Origin of the sequence: Bradyrhizobium sp. WBAH42 (assembly GCF_024585265.1) — a bacterium.
GTDB lineage: Bacteria > Pseudomonadota > Alphaproteobacteria > Rhizobiales > Xanthobacteraceae > Bradyrhizobium.
Window position 1 is genome coordinate 4,113,391 of the sequence record NZ_CP036533.1, and the last position, 18,904, is coordinate 4,132,294.

Annotated in this window: 18 protein-coding genes; 11 read left to right on the plus strand and 7 right to left on the minus strand. The window is 66.9% G+C overall.

What is annotated here, in order from left to right:
* Positions 1–19: 19 nt before the first annotated feature.
* Positions 20–1,438: a cytosine permease gene (locus tag DCG74_RS19045; RefSeq protein ID WP_172784469.1), complete on the minus strand. Its 1,419-nt coding sequence runs from the start codon at positions 1,436–1,438 to the stop codon at positions 20–22.
* Between the two features lie 266 nt (positions 1,439–1,704).
* A complete protein-coding gene (locus DCG74_RS19050) occupies positions 1,705–2,148 on the minus strand; it encodes a MarR family winged helix-turn-helix transcriptional regulator (RefSeq protein WP_172784470.1) in 444 nt (147 codons plus the stop codon).
* 210 nt (positions 2,149–2,358) lie between these two features.
* Between DCG74_RS19050 and DCG74_RS19055 the strand changes: the two genes are divergently transcribed.
* From DCG74_RS19055 to DCG74_RS19100, 10 genes are all read left to right on the plus strand, one after another.
* Positions 2,359–3,636, plus strand: a complete 1,278-nt coding sequence (locus DCG74_RS19055) for an amidohydrolase/deacetylase family metallohydrolase (protein ID WP_172784471.1) — start codon at positions 2,359–2,361, stop codon at positions 3,634–3,636.
* Positions 3,637–3,645: 9 nt separating this feature from the next.
* A complete protein-coding gene (locus DCG74_RS19060; RefSeq protein WP_172784472.1) occupies positions 3,646–6,039 on the plus strand; it encodes a xanthine dehydrogenase family protein molybdopterin-binding subunit in 2,394 nt (797 codons plus the stop codon).
* Complete coding sequence (locus DCG74_RS19065) at positions 6,036–6,872, plus strand: xanthine dehydrogenase family protein subunit M (RefSeq protein WP_172784473.1); 837 nt, start codon at positions 6,036–6,038, stop codon at positions 6,870–6,872. The genes DCG74_RS19060 and DCG74_RS19065 overlap by 4 nt, the downstream gene beginning before the upstream one ends.
* Entirely contained in the window at positions 6,869–8,068 is a 1,200-nt protein-coding gene (locus DCG74_RS19070) for a 2Fe-2S iron-sulfur cluster-binding protein (protein ID WP_172784474.1), read from the plus strand. Before DCG74_RS19065 ends, DCG74_RS19070 begins: the two co-directional genes overlap by 4 nt.
* Before the next feature lie 72 nt (positions 8,069–8,140).
* Positions 8,141–9,295, plus strand: a complete 1,155-nt coding sequence (locus DCG74_RS19075; protein ID WP_172784475.1) for an ABC transporter substrate-binding protein — start codon at positions 8,141–8,143, stop codon at positions 9,293–9,295.
* Between the two features lie 282 nt (positions 9,296–9,577).
* Positions 9,578–10,450 carry a branched-chain amino acid ABC transporter permease gene (locus DCG74_RS19080; protein WP_025035388.1) on the plus strand — a complete coding sequence of 291 codons (873 nt, stop codon included), beginning with the start codon at positions 9,578–9,580 and terminating at the stop codon, positions 10,448–10,450.
* Positions 10,447–11,493, plus strand: coding sequence for a branched-chain amino acid ABC transporter permease (locus tag DCG74_RS19085; RefSeq protein WP_172784476.1), 1,047 nt, complete (start codon positions 10,447–10,449; stop codon positions 11,491–11,493). Before DCG74_RS19080 ends, DCG74_RS19085 begins: the two co-directional genes overlap by 4 nt.
* Positions 11,493–12,275, plus strand: a complete 783-nt coding sequence (locus DCG74_RS19090; RefSeq protein WP_172784477.1) for an ABC transporter ATP-binding protein — start codon at positions 11,493–11,495, stop codon at positions 12,273–12,275. Before DCG74_RS19085 ends, DCG74_RS19090 begins: the two co-directional genes overlap by 1 nt.
* Positions 12,268–12,972: an ABC transporter ATP-binding protein gene (locus DCG74_RS19095; protein WP_172784478.1), complete on the plus strand. Its 705-nt coding sequence runs from the start codon at positions 12,268–12,270 to the stop codon at positions 12,970–12,972. Before DCG74_RS19090 ends, DCG74_RS19095 begins: the two co-directional genes overlap by 8 nt.
* A complete protein-coding gene (locus DCG74_RS19100) occupies positions 12,965–13,297 on the plus strand; it encodes a Rieske 2Fe-2S domain-containing protein (protein ID WP_257187581.1) in 333 nt (110 codons plus the stop codon). Before DCG74_RS19095 ends, DCG74_RS19100 begins: the two co-directional genes overlap by 8 nt.
* Before the next feature lie 124 nt (positions 13,298–13,421).
* On the opposite strand, the gene DCG74_RS19105 is transcribed toward DCG74_RS19100, so the two are convergent.
* Genes DCG74_RS19105 through DCG74_RS19115 form a run of 3 tightly spaced genes read right to left on the minus strand, consistent with a single transcriptional unit; the run spans position 13,422 to position 16,863 of the window.
* Positions 13,422–14,282 carry an alpha/beta hydrolase gene (locus DCG74_RS19105; RefSeq protein ID WP_172784480.1) on the minus strand — a complete coding sequence of 287 codons (861 nt, stop codon included), beginning with the start codon at positions 14,280–14,282 and terminating at the stop codon, positions 13,422–13,424.
* 24 nt (positions 14,283–14,306) lie between these two features.
* Positions 14,307–15,674 carry an amidase gene (locus DCG74_RS19110; RefSeq protein ID WP_172784481.1) on the minus strand — a complete coding sequence of 456 codons (1,368 nt, stop codon included), beginning with the start codon at positions 15,672–15,674 and terminating at the stop codon, positions 14,307–14,309.
* Positions 15,655–16,863, minus strand: a complete 1,209-nt coding sequence (locus DCG74_RS19115; protein ID WP_172784482.1) for an MFS transporter — start codon at positions 16,861–16,863, stop codon at positions 15,655–15,657. The genes DCG74_RS19110 and DCG74_RS19115 overlap by 20 nt, the downstream gene beginning before the upstream one ends.
* Before the next feature lie 26 nt (positions 16,864–16,889).
* Here DCG74_RS19115 and DCG74_RS19120 point away from each other — a divergent pair, with 26 nt between their 5' ends.
* Positions 16,890–17,225 (plus strand): hydroxyisourate hydrolase, encoded by a 336-nt coding sequence (locus tag DCG74_RS19120; RefSeq protein WP_172784483.1) that lies wholly within the window; start codon positions 16,890–16,892, stop codon positions 17,223–17,225.
* On the opposite strand, the gene DCG74_RS19125 is transcribed toward DCG74_RS19120, so the two are convergent.
* The gene (locus DCG74_RS19125; RefSeq protein ID WP_172784484.1) at positions 17,226–18,041 is read right to left on the minus strand and encodes an ABC transporter permease; all 816 of its coding nucleotides are present in this window, start codon (positions 18,039–18,041) and stop codon (positions 17,226–17,228) included.
* Entirely contained in the window at positions 18,041–18,904 is an 864-nt protein-coding gene (locus DCG74_RS19130) for an ABC transporter permease (RefSeq protein ID WP_172784485.1), read from the minus strand. The genes DCG74_RS19125 and DCG74_RS19130 overlap by 1 nt, the downstream gene beginning before the upstream one ends.

Consider the following 18,904-nt stretch of genomic DNA (forward strand, 5'->3'; position numbering starts at 1 on the left):
GAGAGACGAGGTCAGTGGGCTATCCGCCGGCCCGGCTCGCGACGGCCGGTGTGGGCGAGGTCGCGAACTTGCCGAGCCCGAGGTAGACGAGGCCGGCCACACCGATCCCGAACAGCCAGCTGAGATCGGCCCCGCCGAGCAGATTGATCGAGATCGGTCCCTGCAGCGCGCCGACGAGGCCGTCCTGCACCAGCCATCCGGCAACGAGGCCGGCGAAGAACGCGATCATGCCGGCCCAGTTGATATCGCCATAGGCGCTGGTCTCCGGCGAGCGATAGAGCTCGGCCACCTCGATCTTGCCCTTGCGCTTGATGAAGAAGTCGGCGAGCACCACGCCGGCCCACGGGCTCATCCACAACAGCAGGCTGATCATCCAATTGTCGAACGCCTTCGCAAAGGACGGCGCGAAGATGAAGTAGAGGGTGCCCAGATAGCCGGCGATGCCGACGATGACGGTAAGCCAGAAGCGCGAGAGTTTCAGCCCCGCGCTCAGCGCCGCCAAGGTCGCCGAATAGACGTTGAGGATGTTGGTGGCGATCGGGCCGTGCAGCACCATCAAGAGCACGAGGATGCTGACCGGACCGCCGAACACCGCGCTCACCATCTTGGCGGGATCGGTGTCCAGCGTCGTCGAGGCGATGGTCGCGCCGAGGATGCCGAGCCAGACCGTCGGCACGAACATGCCGACATAGCTGTACCAGAACACGGCTTTCGACGGCGTCGAGCGCGGCACGAAGCGCGAATAGTCGGAGGCCCAGGTCACCCAGGAAATTCCCCAGCCGACGCCGATCGCGGTCATCAGCAGCGTCAGCATCGCAAGATGCGCGCCGGGTGGCAGCGAGGTGGTCAGGCCCCAGTTGACGACGCCGGGCCGCGTCCACGCCAGCACGCTCATCAGCGCCATGATGGCGATGGTCGGCGGCACCGTGTATTTCTCGAAGGTGCGGATCGCGTAGAAGCCGTAGACGCCGATCAGCACCTGCACCGCCATCACCAGCGTGATGACGATCATCTCGACCAGCCAGGTGTCGGGCACGCCGAACTGGCCGAGGATGCCCATCGAGACCTTGACCGGGAAGTAGGTGTTGACGCCGATCCAGCCCAGCGTCATCAGGAACATCAGGATGCTCGGCAGGTAGGCGCCGCGGACGCCGAAGGCGGACCGGCTCAGCACCATCTGGTTGACGCCGGTCTTGTGCCCCATCACCGTGAAGGTGGCGAAGATCGCGCAGCCCACGATGTTGCCGACCACGATGACCGCGATCGTCTCCATCAGGCCGAGCTTGAGGATGATGCCGAGCGCACCGAGCGCCCAGTTCACCGGCGCGATGTTGGCGCCGGCCCAGATCCACATCTGCTGCGGCCCGGTCGAGTCCCGGTCCGCGTCGGGAATTGGCTCGATGCTGTGAATATCAGCGCGAAGTTCGGAATCCGTCATGACATCCCCCAATACGAAGCACGCTTCGCATCATCGCAGCATAAATCGTGCCATGGGTTGCGGGGCGGCCGGGCAGGGCACGTTCGGATGCCGGACATAGCGAGGCTCGCCTCGGATGCGACTGCGTTTTCAAGCGCGGGCGATGCTGACGCGCCGACGTGCTGCGTCACACCTGACCTGACGCCTGATGGTCGCGATCGATGCACGGCCGGGCAGCGGTACGATGATAAATTGAGCAGCCCAACTCAAAAGCGCAGCACGCGCCTCTAGTCGAATAGGGCAGCGGCGCTGTCGCGACTGGGGTTGCCGGCCACGATGCGCTGCATCATCTCGATGAAGAGGGCCTGTTCCCGCTGGCTCAAATCGCCGAGCGTTGCGCGATGCGCCCGCCGTGCCGCGCCCTCGATTCTGATTAGCAGCGCGGCGCCGGCGGGCGTCAGGCGGCACAATCGCGCGCGCCGATCGTCCTTGTTCACCGCGCGCTCGACCAGGTTCCGCGCGGCGAGCCGCTTCAATGCGCCTGTCGTCGTGGTGCGATCGAGCGCGATATCGGCCGCCAAAGTGGTCTGATCGGCGGTTTCGCGCACCGCCAGCGCCGAGAGCAGGCTGTATTGCAGCGGCGTGACCTCGAATTCGCCGCAGGCTTCCTGAAACAGCGCAACGTGAATCTGGTGCAAGCGCCGGATCAGATAGCCGGGCCGTTCCGACAATGGCCAGGGGCGGTGTTTGCCCCCGCTGCGACTTTTCCTAGCTTGCCGCAATGCACGCTCTCCCAACCCCAGACCTTTCGCGCTTAGCTCGATTCGAACGCGCTCGCCACAACAGGATCATGGCACGAAGCTTGCTTTTATCCAAATGCGAAGCATGCTTCGTAATTCGAGAGCGGGGCAACCGCCTGCGCGAGAGCCAAGGAGAGCGCCATGTCCGTCACTGCCAGCTTCGATCTTCTGCTGCGAGGTGGCCGCGTGATCTGTCCGGCTTCCGGCGTCGATGGCCTCAAGGACGTCGCCATCCGCAATGGCAAGATCGCGGCGGTCGCATCCGACATTCTGCCGACCAGCGCGAAGGAGATCGTCGATGTCAGCGACAAGCTCGTGCTGCCTGGGCTGATCGACACCCACGCCCACGTCTATCAATATGTCTCCGGCCGCTTCGGCATGAACCCCGACATGGTCGGCGTGCAGTCCGGCGTGACGACGCTCGTCGATCAGGGCGGTCCGTCCTGCATGACGCTGCCGGGCTTCCGCCATTTCATCGCGGAAGCCTCTGCCTCGCGCGTCTATGCGTTTATCTCCGCCTATCTCGTCGGCGGCCTCGAGGGACATTTCTATCCGCAGCTCTACAGCCCCGACGGCGTCGACATCGATGCCACCGTCAAGGCGGCGACCGCCAATCTCGATCTCGTGCGCGGCATCAAGGCCCATGCCGAGATCGGCGGCTTCGCGCGCTGGGGCATTCGCGTCATCGAGATGGCAGCCGAGATCGGCAAGCGCGCCGACCTGCCGGTCTATGTGCATTTCGGCCAGCTCTGGGGCCTGCCCGAGAGCGGCGCCAATGGCGAGGACGCCGACACCATCCTCACCCGCGTGATCCCGCTCTTGCGCGAAGGCGACATCCTCGCTCATCCCTTCACGCGCCATCCCGGCGGCTTCGTCAACCGCGAGGGCGAGGTGCACCCGGTGATCCAGGCCGCGCTCGACCGCGGCCTCAAGGTCGATGTCGGCCATGGCAGCCACTTCTCCTATCGGCTTGCGAAGAAGGCGATCGCCGCCGGCATCATTCCGACCACGCTCGGCGCCGACATCCACGGCTACAACACCCATGTGCCCGCGCCGGCGGGAACGCCGGACCAGCACGAGGACGACGAGAACCATCCCTTCGCCGGCCAGGCCAAGTTCAGCCTGGTCCAGGCGATGAGCTCGATGATGGCGCTCGGCCTGTCGTTGGAGCAGGTCGTGCCGATGGTCACCGCCAATCCCGCAAAGATGCTCGGCCGCAGCGGGGAGATCGGCGCGCTCAAGGTCGGCATGGACGCCGACGTCTCCGTGCTCACCGAGAAGAATGGCCGCTTCGTCCTCAAGGACAACGAGAAGAACGAGGTGATTGCCGAGCGCCTGCTGCAGCCGGCCTTCTGCCTGCGCGCCGGCACGCGCTTCGACGCGGTCGCGCCGATCCTGCCGCAAGCCGTCGCGGCATAAGGCCGGGCGGTGAAGGAGGGCGCGGGGGTGCGCAACGAGCGGGAATTTCCGTCTAGCAGATCCGGGCAGGGCGTTGGCGCGCGGCTGCCGCGCAAGGAAGACGACCGCCTGATGCGCGGCCGCGGCCAGTATGTCGGCGACGTCAGGCTCGCCGGCCTTCAGGACGTCGCCTTCGTGCGCAGCCCGCTGGCGCATGCGCGCATCCGCGGCATCCATGTGCCCGAACGTTATCGCGGAAGTGTGTTCACGGCAGCCGATCTCGTCGGCATCAAGCCGATCCGCGCGGTGTCGGGACTTCCGGGCTTCAAGACCTCCGAGCAGCCGGTGCTGGCGACCGGCAAGGTGCGCCAGGTCGGCGAGCTCGTCGCGATGTGCCTCGCGCCGACGCGCGCCGAGGCCGAGGACATCGCGGCCTCCGTGACGCTCGATCTGGAGGAGCTGCCGGCAATCTATGACATGCTGAAGGCGCGCGAGCCCGGCTCGGCGCTGGTGCACGAGCATTGGGGCGACAACGTCTTCCTGGAGACCAATTACGAGGTCGACATCTCCGCCGCGCTCGACGCGCCGATCAAGGTGACGCGCGAGATCTCGACCGCGCGGCAATGCATGTCGCCGCTGGAAGGCCGCGGCGTGGTCGCGACCTTCGACAAGAGGCTCGACCAGCTCACGCTGCACTCGGCGGCACAGATGCCGCACATTACGCGCAGCGGCCTTGCCGAATGCCTCGGCATGGAGGAGGGTCGGATCCGCGTGATCTCGCCCGATGTGGGCGGCGGTTTCGGTCACAAGGGCATTCTGCTGCCCGAAGAGGTTTGCCTGTCCTGGCTGACCATGCGCTGCGGCCATCCCGTGCGCTGGCTTGAAGATCGCCGCGAGCACCTCGTCGCCAGCTCCAATTGCCGCGAGCATCATTACAAGATCACGGTCTATGCTGACAGCGACGGCACGCTGCGCGGTATCGATTGCGAGGCGACCGTGGATTCCGGCGCCTATTCGTCCTATCCGTTCTCGGCCTGTCTCGAAGCCGCGCAGGTCGCGAGCATTTTGCCCGGTCCCTACAAGATGCCGGCTTATCGCTGCCGCACCTTCTCGGTCGCCACCAACAAATGCCCGATTTTGCCGTATCGCGGCGTCGCGCGCACCGGCGTCTGCTTTGCGCTGGAATTGATGCTGGACCTCGTAGCGGCGGAAGCCGGTCTCGAGCCCGGCGAGGTGCGGCTGCGCAATCTTGTGCGCCCCGAGCAGATGCCGTTCGACAATATCACCAGGAAGCATTTCGACAGCGGCGATTATCCGGAAGCGATGCGCCGCGCGCTCGCGGCCATCGAGATCGACGCCATCCGCGCCAGGCAAAAGCAGGGCGAGGCCGACGGCCGCCGCATCGGCGTCGGCGTCTCCATCTATTGCGAGCAGGCCGCGCACGGCACCTCGGTCTATTCCGGCTGGGGCATCCCGATGGTGCCGGGCCACGAGCAGGCCTCGGCCCGGATGACGCCGGACGGCGGCCTCGAACTGCGCGTCGGCGTGCACTCGCACGGGCAGGGCATGGAGACCACGCTCGCCCAGGTCGCGCATGAAATCCTCGGCGTGGATGTGGCGAAGATCCGCATCATCCTCGGCGACACCGCCATGACGCCCTATTCGACCGGCACCTGGGGCTCGCGCTCGATGGTGATGGCGGGTGGTGCGGTCGCGACCGCCTGCCGCGAGCTCGGCGAACGTGCCCGCCGCATCGGCGCGAAACTCCTGCAGCACGATCCGGCCTCCGTTGTGTTGCAGAATGGCGAGGTGCGCGGCGTCAACGGCAGCGTCAGCCTGAAGGCGATCGCCCACACCTGGTACCGCCGCCCACAGGACCTGCCGGCCGACGTCGATCCGGGCGGGCTGGAGGTGACGCAAGGCTACAAGCCCGTGCGCGACAGCGGCACCTTCAGCTATGCCGCGCATGCCGCCGTCGTCGCGGTTGATCCCGATCTCGGCGAGGTCGAGATCCTCGACTACGTGATCGTCGAGGACGGCGGCGTGCTGGTCAATCCGCTTGTGGTCGACGGCCAGATCTTTGGCGGCCTCGCGCAAGGCATCGGCACCGCGCTTTACGAGGAGATGCCGTTCGACGCCTCCGGTCAGCCGCTGGCAACGACGCTCGCAGATTACCTGCTGCCCGGCCCGACCGAGGTCCCGGCCGCGCGCCTCGACCACATGGAGACGCCGTCGCCCTATACGCAGTTCGGGGTGAAAGGCATCGGCGAGGGCGGCGCTATCGCGCCGCCGGCCGCGATCGCCAATGCCGTCAACGACGCGCTGCGCCCGCTCGGCGTCGAGCTGATGCAGTCGCCAATCACGCCGCATCGCATCGTCGCGGCCGTGCTGGCCGCGCGCGCGGCTGAGAGGAGCGCGGCATGAAACCGGCGCCCTTCGCTTACGAACGCCCGCGTGATCTCGATGCCGCGCTGTCGATGCTCGCCGCAAGCAATGGATCGACAAAAATCATCGCCGGCGGACAGTCGCTCGGTCCCATGCTCAATCTGCGGCTGGTGCAGCCGGAGCTGATCGTCGACATCTCCGGTCTTGCCGAGCTCAAGCGCGCGGAGGTCTCCGGCGATGAGCTCGTGCTCGGCGCGCTCGTCACCCATGCCGATATCGAGGACGGGCGCACCGCCGACGTGACGCGCGGCGCGATGCGCGGCGTCGCGGCCAATATTGCCTACCGTGCCGTGCGCAACCGCGGCACCATCGGCGGCTCGCTCAGCCATGCCGATCCCGCCGCGGACTGGATTTCGGCGCTGGCGGCCCTGGGCGCACGCGTGACGCTGCGCAGTCTTGCCGGTGCGCGATCGATGGCGGTCGAAGCGTTTGTGGTCGGTGCGCTGGAGTCCGCGCTGCACGCCGGCGAGATCGTCGAGGCGGTCCATGTGCCGGCGCGCACGGCTTCGTCCCATTGGGGTTATGCCAAAAGCTGCCGCAAGACCGGCGAGTTCGCCCATGCGATCGGCGCGGTGCTGGTCGATCCCGCCGGCGCGACCGCTCGTGTCGTGATCGGTGCGATCGACACGGCGCCGATCGTCATGACCGATGTGGCCGCGCTGTTCGGCGGACGGATTGCCGCCGACTACAAGCAACGTTTCGATGCAAGGGTTGCCGACGCGGCTCTGGCCAGGGCCGGCATCGACGATGCCGTGCAGCGCCACATCCATGTCAGCGTGCTCAAGCGCGCGGTCCAGGAGGCCGCGGCATGACCACGATCGCGCTTCAGGTCAATCGCCGCGCGGTGGAGCTGCCCGCCGAGCCGCGCACCAGCCTTGCCGATTTCGTTCGCGACAAGCTCGATCTCACCGGCACGCATCTCGGCTGCGAGCACGGCGTCTGCGGCGCCTGCACCGTGCTGCTCGACGGCGCGCCGGCGCGCTCCTGCATCACCTATGCGGCAGCTTGCGAGGGCGCCGACGTCACCACCATCGAAGGCCTCGACGAGGACGAGATCACCACCGAGTTGCGCGCCGCCTTCACCCGCGAGCACGCGTTGCAATGCGGCTATTGCACGCCCGGCATGCTGGTCTCGGCGCGCGACCTGGTGCTGCGTCTGCCCGATGCCGACGAGCGCCGCATCCGCGTCGGCCTCAGCGGCAATCTCTGTCGCTGCACCGGCTATGTCGGCATCGTGCGCGCGGTGCAGTCCGTGATCGAGGCAAGGCGCGCGCGCAACGTCGCGCCGGTGGCGGATGGCGGCCGGACAGTCCTTGGTCCTGCGGGATCGGACCGAGCTGCATCCGGCCGAAGCGATCCGCGGCCGGCGCAGCAGGCGTTGGCTCCAGCATCGGAGAGTGCCGCGCCCGGCAGCATCCCCGACTTCATCCCGGCGACCGTTCTCGATCAGCGTTTCACGCTGCCGCATCCGCCGGCCAAGGTGTTCGCGCTGTTCGACGACATCGCAGGCATCGCCGCCTGCCTTCCCGGCGTATCGCTGAAATCGCCGCCAAGGCCGGAGCGCGTGGAAGGCTTGATCCGCGTCAGGCTCGGGCCGATCGCAGCAAGCTTCGAGGGCGCCGCTCGCGTCGAGCGCGATCCCGCAACGCTGTCTGGCCGCATCGTCGGCATCGGCACCGACCAGCGCAGCCATTCGGCAACGCAAGGTGAGATCCGCTATCGCCTGCTTGCGCGCGAAGACGGCGCGGCGACGGCCGTCGAGCTGTCGATCGGCTACACGCTCACGGGAATGCTGGCGCAGGTCGGCCGCCCAGGCTTGGTGCGCGATCTCGCCCGCCGTCTGGTCGCGGACTTCGCCGCCAATCTCGACCGCCACATGTCCGGCATGCCTTCCGGGCAGGCGGCCGCGGCAGAGCTTAGTGGCTGGTCGATTGTCTCGGATGTTTTGCGAGCCCGGCTCGCACGCATGTTTGGCCGCGCCTTCAACCGAAAAGGTGGCGCGGAATGATCGGCGCGCCGGCGCCGCGGACTGAGCCTGGACTGCCATAACAATCAACAGCGTGGGATTTGGAGAGACAGCATGACACGAACACTCGGACTGGTTCCGGCTATCGCGCTGGCGACGGCCTTGTTCGGCGGCGCCGCGGGGGCGCAGACCATCAAGATCGGCGTCAACGAGCCGCTCACCGGCGCTTTCGCCGCGTCCGGCACTTACGTCGTCAACGGTGCCAGGATCGCCGCCGACGAGATCAACGCCAAGGGCGGCATCCTCGGCAAGAAGATCGAGCTCGTCATCGAGGACAACAAGAGCAACCCGACGGAGGCCGCCGCCGTTGCCGAAAAACTCATCACCAGCGACAAGGTGCCGGTGCTGATGGGCGCCTGGGGCTCCAGCCTGACGCTCGCGGTGATGCCGAAGCTGATGGAATACGAGACGCCGATGGTGGTGGAGACCTCGTCTTCCGGCAAGATCACGACGACGGGCAATTCCTTTATCTTCCGCATCTCGCCGCCCTCGGCGGTCGAGGCCGCTGCCTTCAAGGGCATCGTCGACAAGCTCGCGCTCAAGAAGGTCGACTTCCTCGTCATCAACAACGACTGGGGCCGCGGCACCGCCGAGGACTTCAGCAAGATGATGAAGGACAAGGGCATCACCATTGGCCTGGTCGAAACCATGGATCAGGGCGCGCAGGACATGAGCGCGCAGCTCTCCAAGATCAAGAGCTCGGATTCCGAGACGGTGATCGTCACCACCGCCGTCGACCAGCTGACCCTGATCTTCAAGCAGGCCGCCGCGCTCGGCCTGAAGAAGCGTATCATCACCACCGGCGGCTCGCAGAACCCGGACCAGATCATCGCGCAAGCCGGCGCTGCCGCCAACGGCACCATGCATCTGACGACGTTCCTGCCCTGGTTCCCGGACAAGACGCCGAACCCGGAAGCCACCAACTATTTCATCGCGGAATGGAAGAAGCGCGGCTTCGAGTTCGCCGGCTGCACCGAGAGTTTTCGCGGCTATGACGGCATCCGCACCGTGGCTGCCGCGATCGAGAAGGCCGGCAAGGCCGAGCCCGCCGCGATCAAGGCGGCGCTCTGGAACATCAACATCAAGGGGCTGAACGGCGACATCGTGTTCCGCAAGTCGGGCCCCGAGGGCAAGGAAAGCGGTCAGAGCCAGCCGAACGTCTATCTCATCGAGATCAACGACGGCAAGGTCGAGATGAAAACGCTTTAGAGCGGATGAGATCAGGTTCGACGCAGCGATCAAGGAGGTGCGCCCCCTCTCCCGCTTGCGGGAGAGGGTTGGGGAGAGGGTGTCTCCGCAATGGGACTTTCCCCTAGGGGAGAAAGCCCTCACCCGCGCCTTCGGCGCGACCTCTCCCGCAAGCGGGAGAGGTGAAGGAGCCGCCGCAGTCATCGATCCAACCTAAAGCCATTCAGCTTTAGCATCGATCAATCCCGGGCGAGGGCGGCACGTTGCGGCCTTCGCCGGCATCCAGAAATTCAGGGACCAGCCTTGAGCGAATTCCTCCAGCATCTGATCAACATGCTCGTGCTCGGCGGCACCTATGCGCTGCTGGGCATCGGGCTGACCTTGATCTTCGGCATCATGAACGTCGTGAACTTCACGCATGGCGTGCTCTACACGTTCGGCGCCTACATCATGTTCATCGTGGTGCAGCAGCTGGGGCTCAACTTCTTTCTGGCGCTGCCCGTGGCGGTGCTGGCCGGATGGCTGCTGGGTGCGGCGATCGAATTGACCTTGCTGCGTCCGCTGCGCGGCTCGGACATCGACACCACCATGCTGGTGATGATCGGCGCCTGGATCGCGATGCAGTCGGGCACGCTGTGGATCTGGGGCGGGGTCGCCAAATCGGTGACGACACCATTCCCGGAGGCGCCGCTGGTGCTCGGGCCGGTCTCCGTCTCCTGGCTGCGCCTGTTCGTGCTCGCCGCCGCGGCCATGTTGATCCTGGTGACGTATCTGCTCATCAACAAGACCAGCCTCGGCCGCGCGATGCGGGCGACGTTCCAGGATCACGACACGGCCTCGCTCATGGGCGTCAACGTCGACATGATCTACACCTCGACCTTCGCGATCGGCTCCAGCCTTGCCGCCGCCGCGGGCGCGCTGCTCGGGCCGGTCTACGTGATCTTCCCGCAGATGGGCGACCTCGCCGCAGTGAAGGCCTTCGCCATCGTCATCCTCGGCGGCCTCGGCAACATCACCGGCGCGGTGATCGGGGGCTTCATCCTGGCGCTCGCCGAAGAGCTCGGCGCCGGCTACGTCTCGTCAGGCTACCGCGACGCCATGGGCTTTCTCATCATCATCGCGGTGCTGATCTTCCGGCCGACCGGCCTGTTCGCGCGCGCGGAGCGCGTCGGATGAGGGCGATCATCACTATCCTCGCCGTTGCCGCGCTCGCCTCCGTGCCGCTCTGGCTGCGCGATCCCTATCTGCTCAACGCGCTGATCACCACCGGCATCTTCGTCATTGGCGCGATGAGCCTCAATCTGCTGCTCGGCTTCACCGGCCAGCTCAGCCTCGGCCACATCGCCTTCTTCGGGATCGGCGCCTATGTCAGCGCGCTGACCTCGCTCGGCTTCGACATCGGCCTGCCCGGAGGCTTTCGGCTGGTTCACACGCCCTGGCCACCGATCATAGGCTTCGTGCTGGCGATCCTGATTGCGGGATTGTGCGGCTATTTCGTCGGCCTTTTGTCGTTCCGCGTTCGCGGCGCCTATTTCGTCATCGTGACGATCTCATTTGCCGAGGTGGTCCGGCTGGTCGCGCTGAACTGGGTCGAGCTGACGCAGGGCCCGTTGGCGCTGACCAACATCCCCTCCATCGCGCTGCCGTTGCCCGGCTTTGGCGAGTTGACGCTGCGCACGAAATTCCACAGCTACTATCTCGTCCTGGTTGTCGCGCTCATCGCCTATCTGCTGATCGCGCGCCTCGTTCATTCCCATTTCGGCCGCTCGATGCGTGGCTTGATGGAGAACGAAACGCTCGCCGTCTCCGTCGGCATTGACGTGACCAGGACGCTGACGATTGCGGCGGTGATCTCGGCCGCGATCGCCGGTGCGGCCGGCAGCCTCTATGCGCACTACATCCGGATCATCGATCCCGAAGTGTTTGCCTTCATCAACACCGTCACCATGGTGATCATGGTGATCAGCGGTGGCAAGGGCTCGCTGGCGGGGCCCGTCGTGGGCGGCCTGATCTTCGGGCTTCTGCCGGTCGCGCTTCGTCCGGTCATGGCGCCGGAGGCGCAATGGATCGCCTATGGCGGCGTGCTGATCGCGATCCTGTTCGTGCTGCCGCGCGGCATCGTGCCGTCGCTGGCGCAGCGGTTGACCCGACAACGGAGCGGGACGGCGGCGCTGGCACCGGTCGCGCTCAGTGAAACCAGCGCCAAGGAGTCGGCCTGATGACGGCGCGCAGCATCGCCATGACCATCGATCAAGTCGCGGTGCGCTTCGGCGGACTGGTCGCGATCTCCGACATGAGCTTTGACGTCGGCGAGGGCGAGATCGTCAGCCTGATCGGGCCGAACGGCGCCGGCAAGACCACCGCCTTCAACGTCATGACCGGATTCCTGACGCCGAGCGCGGGCCGCGTCACCTATCGCAACACTGCGCTCGCCGGATTGAAGCCGCATGAGATCGCCGATCTAGGCCTGATCCGCACCTTCCAGCGCACCAGCGTATTCCCGAACGACACCGTCTACGACAACCTCCTGATCGGCCTGCACCGGCAGGGTCGGGTTCGGCTGCTCGACGCCATCCTCGGCCTGCCAGGCGCGCGCGCCTCGGAGCGCCGCTTACGGCAGCGGGCGAGCGAGCTGCTCGAATGGGTCGGGCTCGAACGCCGCGTCCACGATGCCGCTGGCTCGCTGTCCTACGGCGAGCAGCGTCTCGTTGGCGTCGCGCTGGCGCTTGCAGCCGAGCCGTCGATGCTGCTGCTCGACGAGCCCGTCTCCGGCATGAACGCCTCGGAGACGCACCGCTTCGTCGAATTGATCCGCAGCATTCGCGACCGCGGCATCACCATCCTGCTGGTCGAGCACGACATGCCGATGGTGATGACGGTCTCGGATCGCATCGTGGTGCTCAACTATGGCCGCATCATCGCCGAAGGGACACCGGAGGTGATCCGCAACGATCCCGCGGTCATCGAAGCCTATCTCGGACATGGAGCGGGGCGTGCTTGAGATCCGCGACATGGTCTGCACCTACGGCGGCGTCACCGCGCTGCGCGGCATCTCGCTCGACGTGAAGGCCGGCCAGCTGGTCGCCCTGATCGGCGCCAACGGCGCCGGCAAGAGCACGACGCTGCGCGCGATTTCCGGCCTGGTGCCGCCGCGCTCGGGCCAGATGAAATTCGAGGGCATCGACATCACCGGCGCGAGGCCGCCGCGCGTGCTGGCGAGCGGCATCGCGCATTGCCCGGAAGGGCGGCGCGTGTTTCCGCATATGAGCGTCGAGGAAAATCTCGACATGGGGGCTTACCTCCGGCGTGGTTCGGGCGAGATCGCGGCCGACCGCGACCGCATCTACACGGAATTTCCGCGGCTCGCCGAGCGGCGCCGGCAGGCGGCGGGCACGCTGTCGGGTGGCGAGCAGCAGATGCTCGCGATCGGGCGCGCGCTGATGTCGCGGCCGCGGCTGATCATGTTCGACGAGCCCTCGCTCGGGCTCGCGCCCAACATCGTCGAGCGCACCTTTGCGATCATCCGCGGCATTCGCGATGCCGGCACCACGGTGCTGCTGGTGGAGCAGAACGCGTTCGCCGCGCTCGAGATGTGCGATCACGCCTATCTGCTCGAGAACGGCCGCATCGTGCTGTCGGGCGCCGGCACCGAGCTGATCGCGAACGAGCATGTGCGCAAGGCCTATCTCGGTGGCTGACGACGCCGGGTGGATTGCCGTCTGCGATCTCGACCGGCTGAAGGCGGAGACGATCGTCCGCGTCCCCGGATGCGACCTGCTCGTGATCTGGAACGAGGGCGATGTCGTCGCCTGCAAACGTGCATGTCCGCACGAACAGGCTGATCTGGCCTTGGGGCAGGTGAGCACGGGGCGGCTGTATTGCCCGCGTCACGCGGCATCGTTCGATTTGCGCGATGGCGCGATCACCGCGGGATGGCCGAGTCCGCCGTTGCGGCTTTATCCGGCGCGGATCATGGGCGAGAAAATCTGGATTGAGCTGCAGGAGCGGCAGCCGGGGCGATGATGACATCATGCCCCTGTTTTGCCCGACGAGTCAAAGCGGTCACGACGGTGTCGATGGGCCTTCGAAAAATGTCCCTTTGCAAACAACGGCATCGCTACTGTGCATGGGGTTGTTTTCGCGAGTCTTAGTCCAGCAGCCGCCGCGCGGCCTCCACCAGGACTCCGTCCGGCCGGCGCAGCGCCTCGAGAATGGTGAAATGGTCGGCGCCTTCGACCGAGATGAGCTTGCCCGGCGCTCTCTCCGCCACGCGCTTGTCGAAGAGATTGATTGAATCGCAGACCAGCGCCGGCAGCTCGCTGCTGCCATAGGCGATGTCGAGGCGCTTCCGGGTGACGGGCAGGCGCAGCGGCGACAGCGTGGCGATCTCCTCGTCGGTCAGCTTCAGCGCATCGTTCAACCCGGTATCGCGGATCGGCGCGAGATCGTAGACGCCCGAGAGCGCGAGCCCCGCATGGACCCGCGGATGGTCCAGCGCCATCGCAGCAAGATGGGCGCCGGCGGACCAACCCGACAGCACGACCGGTCCGGCAACGCCGTAGGACGCGCCGTGCGCCGCGAGCCAGTCGAGTGCGCGCGGGATCTCGGCGACGATGTCGGTGAGGGACACCTCGGGCGCCAGCGAATAGCCGGGGATCGCAACCGACCAGCCATGCGCGGCGACGCCTTCGACCAGCATGGCGAACAGCTCGCGCGAATTGCGCTGCCAGTAGCCGCCATGCAGGAACACCAGGCAGGGCGCATCAGGCTTGGCGGCCGGGTAGATGTCGATCTTGTTGTTGGCCCGCTCGCCATAGGGCAGGTCGAGATGGGACTTCAGCGTGCTCCGCATCCGTGCCGAAGCCTCATTGCGCTCGGCGATCAGGGCCGGGCTGTTCCTGACCGCCGCGTTGTTGTCATAGGCCGCGCTGCGCTCCGCCCGGGACAGCTCGGACCAGTGGTCGCGAGGGTCGAGCGGCCGAATTGTCGAATGAGCGTTCTCAACCATGGGAGTCTCCGTTTGCGTCAGGCACTACGCTCGCAAGATCGCTTCGATCTCTTGCGCGGCTGCGAGCAGCGAGCGGTCTTGTCCGCGCGCCGCGATGATCTGAAGGCCGAAGGGAAGCCCGCGCTGATCCGTTCCGCACGGAATCGAGATCGCCGGGAGGCGGGCATGATTGACGAAGGGCGTGAACACCGCGTGGGCCCGCGGGCTTGCGGCTTTTCCACCGATCATATCAGGGCCGAGCTGCGTCAGCGGCCAGGCGACGCACGGGACGGTCGGCGTCAGCAGCAGGTCGATCTCAGTGAAGAACGCCGCGAAGGCGTTGGCGATCGCGGTGCTCGCGAGCAGCGCTGCGGCAACGTCGGCACCCGACCAGGAGAGACCTCGCTCGATCTGCTTGGCGATGTCAGGATCGAAGACAGCCGGATCCTTGCGGAAGGTGTCGCCATGGAGCGCCGCGAGGCCGGCATGCTGCAGCGGCATGATGGCGTCCTCCGCGGCGCCTGCCGGCCAGACGGGATCGCGTCGTGTGATGCGCAGACCTGCGGCGGAAAGCCGGTCGACGGCGGCGGCGAGGCCATTCGCGACGACGTCGTCGATCGCGGCGTCGAGACCAAGGCGCGGCGAGAATGCGATGCGCTGACCGCCGATGTCTTTGGCCTGCTGCGCCACGACGGCAGAATCCGGATCGCGCGGATCGGTGCCGACCATGGCTTCAAAGGCCAGCGCGATGTCGGTCGCATCGGATGCGATCGGCGCGATGACGGAGACGCCGAAGAACGGCTCGGCGAAACCTGGCCCATAGGGGATCGCGCCATAGGACGGCTTGAAGCCGGCGACCCCGACATGGGCCGGCGGCCTGCGGCTGGAGCCGCCCGCATCGGTGCCGATCGCGAGCGGCACCAGGCCGGCCGCAACGGCCGCGGCCGGGCCGCCCGACGAGCCGCCCGGCGTCAGCGCGGGATCGAGCGGATGTCGCGTCGGCCCGTATAGCTGTGAGGTGGTGACGCCCTTGCAGGCGAACTCGGATGTCGCGCCGATGCCGACGACGACGGCACCAGCCTTGCGCAGCCGCTCGACCGCGATGGCATCGCGCGGCGCGATGAAGTCGGCGAACAGGCGCGAACCCTGCGTCACGCGCCAGCCGCCGACCCAGATGTTGTCCTTGACGATCATGGGCACGCCGGCGAGCGGCATGATCTCGCCCATACGCAGGCGATCATCGACCGCCGCAGCATCGGCCAGCGTGCGTGCAGGATCGATCGTGACGACCGCGTTCAAGGCCTTGGCCGCCTCGATCCGCGCCAGCGCGTCCTTTGCGGTCTCGACGGCGCTCGTCCGTCCGGCCGCAACATCAGCCGCGATCTCGCGGGCGCTATGTGCTGGCTTTGTCATGGCCTCCCCAGATCAGCGCCACTGTGCCACAGAGGGCGAGGCACGCCAGGGCGAAGAACGCCATGCCGAGGCTGGCCACGCCATCCAGGATCGACACCAGCGCCGGCGCCGCAAGGAGGCCCACATAGGATGCGGTCAGCACCGCGCCGGTGGTCTCGCCGATCCGCTCCTGCGGCGCGAGGCGGGCGATCTCGGCGACGAAGACGCCGTTCCAGCCCGACGCCGTCAGGCCGAACAATGCGGCAACGATGAATTGCCCGTTGCGGCCGAGCGATGCGCCACCGAGGCCCAGCAGCGCGGCGCAGAAGGCCATGCCGAGGCCGATGACGACGAGAACGGCGCGCGAGGCATCGAGGCGCATGGCGACATAGCCCCAGCCGAGCCGGCCGACGAGGCCGCCGGCCTGCGCGCAGGCGAGCGCCATGCCGGCCGCGATATGGCTGAGGCCGAGCTCGCGCGTGCCGAGCGTGACGAAGACCGTGTTGAGCGAGACCTGCATCGCGCTGAACGGCATCGAGGCCAGCGCCAGCATCGCGATCCGCCGGTCCGCAATCACCAGCGCCAGCCGCGCGCGGAGATCGAGCTTCGGCGGCGGGGCGACCTTGCCAGCATAGGTCGGCCGCAACCATTCGAACAGCAAGATCGCCAGCAGCGCCACGGCAGCTACGGCCGCATAGCACCATGCCGGTCCGAACGCGATGGCGATTGCGGGCAGGGCCAGCGAGCCACAGACCGCGCCGATCTGGTTGCCGGTCTGGCGCACCGAGAACACGAAGGCGCGCCGCTCGGCGGTCACGAGCCGCGCCAGCAGCGCCGCGCTCGCCGGCGTCTCGGGCCCCATGGCAAGGCCGATGCAGAGGCCTGCCGCCAGCAGGGCGGCGCTCGTTCCGAGCGAAGCCAGTGCCATGCCGACGGCGATGGCCGCCGCGCACAGGCTCGCGATCCGCAGCGAGCCAACCCGCGCGATGAAGCCGCCGCCCCAGAACGAGGCGGGGATGCCGACCGCGAACACCGCGCAGGAGAACATCGAGAGCTGCCAGACCTCGATCTGGGCGCGCGGGGCGACCACGCCGGGCGCGAACAAGGCCAGCGCCACGAGGGCCTGAAGCCCGGTCATCGCCCCCAAAGCAGGCAACAGAGCCGGCAGCAGCGCGGGCGCTGGCCGAGCGGCCGTGTTTCCGTCTACCATGGCGGCGTGCTCATGGGAGGAACATTGTGGCAGGCGGTATTTCCATTCACGCGGTCGATGTGGCGAGCGGACGGCCCGCGCAGGGCCTGCGCGTCGAGATCTGGCGGATCGATCCGGAGTCCCAGCGCATCGCCGACGGGCGGCTCGGCGCAAACGGCGTGCTCGATCATGCCGTCGCGCAAGGCACAGGCGTCACGGCTGGCGAGTACGAGGTGCTGTTTCATCTCGGCGAGTTCTTTGGCGAGCACGACGGCTTCCTCACCGTGACGCCGTTCCGCTTTCGCATCAAGAACGTTGACGAGCATTTTCATCTGCCGCTGAAATTCACGCGCTGGGGCTATTCGCTGTTCCGCGGCGCCTGATCAGTTGGTGAGCCGACGCGACAGGCCGGTGACGCGCTCCATGAGTGCGACCAGCGCGACGGTGGCGATGATCAGCACGCCCGACAGCGCGGCGATGGTGACATCCAGCTTGCCTTCGAGATCCTGCCACATCCGGATCGGCAGCATGTCGGTCGCGGCATCGCGCAGGAACAGCGACACCGGCACGTTGTCGAAGGACGACATGAAGGCGATGAAGGCGCCGGCGATGATGCCCGGCCGGATCAGCGGCAGCACGATCCTGCGAAAGGTGTAGAGGCGGCTCGCGCCGAGCACGGCCGAGCTTTCGAGCAGGGTCGGCTCGAGCTGGGCGAGCGCCGCGACCGTGTTGCGCACGACATAGGGCACGCAGACCACGGTGTGGCCGATCACCAGCGTCAGCGGCGACACCGGCAGTCCGACCAGCGAGAACAGCATCAGCGCGGCGAGGCCGAAGGCGAGGGCGGGGAGCACCAGCGGCGACATGAACAGCGAATCGAGCAGCCGTGCCGACAGCGTCTGTGACCGTGAGATCGCAAGCGCCGCAGCGACGCCGAGAGCGACGGACAGGCCGGTCGCCCACAGCGCCACGATCAGGCTGTTCTTGGCGGCGAAATGCAGCTGCCAGGCATTCCACAGCTCGACGTACCAGCGCAGCGAATAGCCGGGCGGCGGGAAGCGCAGCGAGAAGCCGCTGGTGAAGGAGACGATCAGAACCACGAGCGACGGCGCGATGATGATGAGAAGCGCGATCACCGCGATCACAGTCATGACGAGCTCGAAGCTGATCGCCTCGAGCGTGCGCTTGCGGCCGCTCATCATGCGCCTCCATAGCCGCGCGACATGCGGCCGAGCGTGGTGAACACCGAGACGACCGCGAGCACGGCGACCAGGAAGATGATCGAGATCGCGGCCGCGAACGGCCAGTTCTGCAACGTCGAGGCCTGCTGGTAGAGATACATCGGCATGAACAGCATCTGCCCGCCGCCGATCAGCGACTGGGTGATGAAGGCGGTGATCGCGGCGGCATAGGTCAGCGTGCAGCCGGCGATGACGCCCGGCAGCGATAGCGGCAGCACGATCCGGAAGAAGGTGCGCCAGCTTCCGGCGCCGAGCGAGCAGGAGGCATCGTCGAGATTGGGATCGATGCGGCCGAGCGCGGTGATCAGCGGCAGCGTCATCAAGGGCATCTGCACCTGCGCCAGCGCGATCACCACGCCGAACTGGGTGTAGAGCAGTTTCAGCGGGGTATCGATCAGGCCGAGCGATTGCAGCGTCGCATTGATGATGCCCTGCCGCCCCAGGATGACGATCCAGGCGAAGGTGCGGACCACGACGCTGGTCAGAAGCGGCAGCAGCACGATCAGGATGATGATGGTCTGAAGCTTTGGCCCGACCCGCTGATACAGCCAGGCGATGGGAAAGCCGAGCACGAGGCAGACGGCAGTCACCTCCGCGCCCAGCAGCAGCGTCGAGCCGAGCACGCCAAGGCTGAAGGGGTCGGTGAGGAAGTGCAGGTATTGGCCGAGCCCCCAATGGAGCCCGGCCGTGTCGTTGTGCAGCGAGAGCCAGAACAGTTGCAGCAGCGGCGCGACGAAGAAGACCAGGAAGAACAGCGCCAGCGGCGCTGCCAATCCCATTCCGTAGGACGTCACGTCCCGTGATGCCGGCGCTGCGCCCAT

Excerpts from the sequence above, each read along its gene's own strand:
- DCG74_RS19045 (WP_172784469.1), bottom strand. The coding sequence starts at position 1,438 with ATGACGGATTCCGAACTTCGCGCTGATATTCACAGCATCGAGCCAATT.
- DCG74_RS19055 (WP_172784471.1), top strand. The coding sequence starts at position 2,359 with ATGTCCGTCACTGCCAGCTTCGATCTTCTGCTGCGAGGTGGCCGCGTG.
- DCG74_RS19065 (WP_172784473.1), top strand. The coding sequence starts at position 6,036 with ATGAAACCGGCGCCCTTCGCTTACGAACGCCCGCGTGATCTCGATGCC.
- DCG74_RS19070 (WP_172784474.1), top strand. The coding sequence starts at position 6,869 with ATGACCACGATCGCGCTTCAGGTCAATCGCCGCGCGGTGGAGCTGCCC.
- DCG74_RS19075 (WP_172784475.1), top strand. The coding sequence starts at position 8,141 with ATGACACGAACACTCGGACTGGTTCCGGCTATCGCGCTGGCGACGGCC.
- DCG74_RS19085 (WP_172784476.1), top strand. The coding sequence starts at position 10,447 with ATGAGGGCGATCATCACTATCCTCGCCGTTGCCGCGCTCGCCTCCGTG.
- DCG74_RS19090 (WP_172784477.1), top strand. The coding sequence starts at position 11,493 with ATGACGGCGCGCAGCATCGCCATGACCATCGATCAAGTCGCGGTGCGC.
- DCG74_RS19105 (WP_172784480.1), bottom strand. The coding sequence starts at position 14,282 with ATGGTTGAGAACGCTCATTCGACAATTCGGCCGCTCGACCCTCGCGAC.
- DCG74_RS19110 (WP_172784481.1), bottom strand. The coding sequence starts at position 15,674 with ATGACAAAGCCAGCACATAGCGCCCGCGAGATCGCGGCTGATGTTGCG.
- DCG74_RS19115 (WP_172784482.1), bottom strand. The coding sequence starts at position 16,863 with ATGGTAGACGGAAACACGGCCGCTCGGCCAGCGCCCGCGCTGCTGCCG.
- DCG74_RS19125 (WP_172784484.1), bottom strand. The coding sequence starts at position 18,041 with ATGAGCGGCCGCAAGCGCACGCTCGAGGCGATCAGCTTCGAGCTCGTC.
- DCG74_RS19130 (WP_172784485.1), bottom strand. The coding sequence starts at position 18,904 with ATGGGCGCAGCGCCGGCATCACGGGACGTGACGTCCTACGGAATGGGA.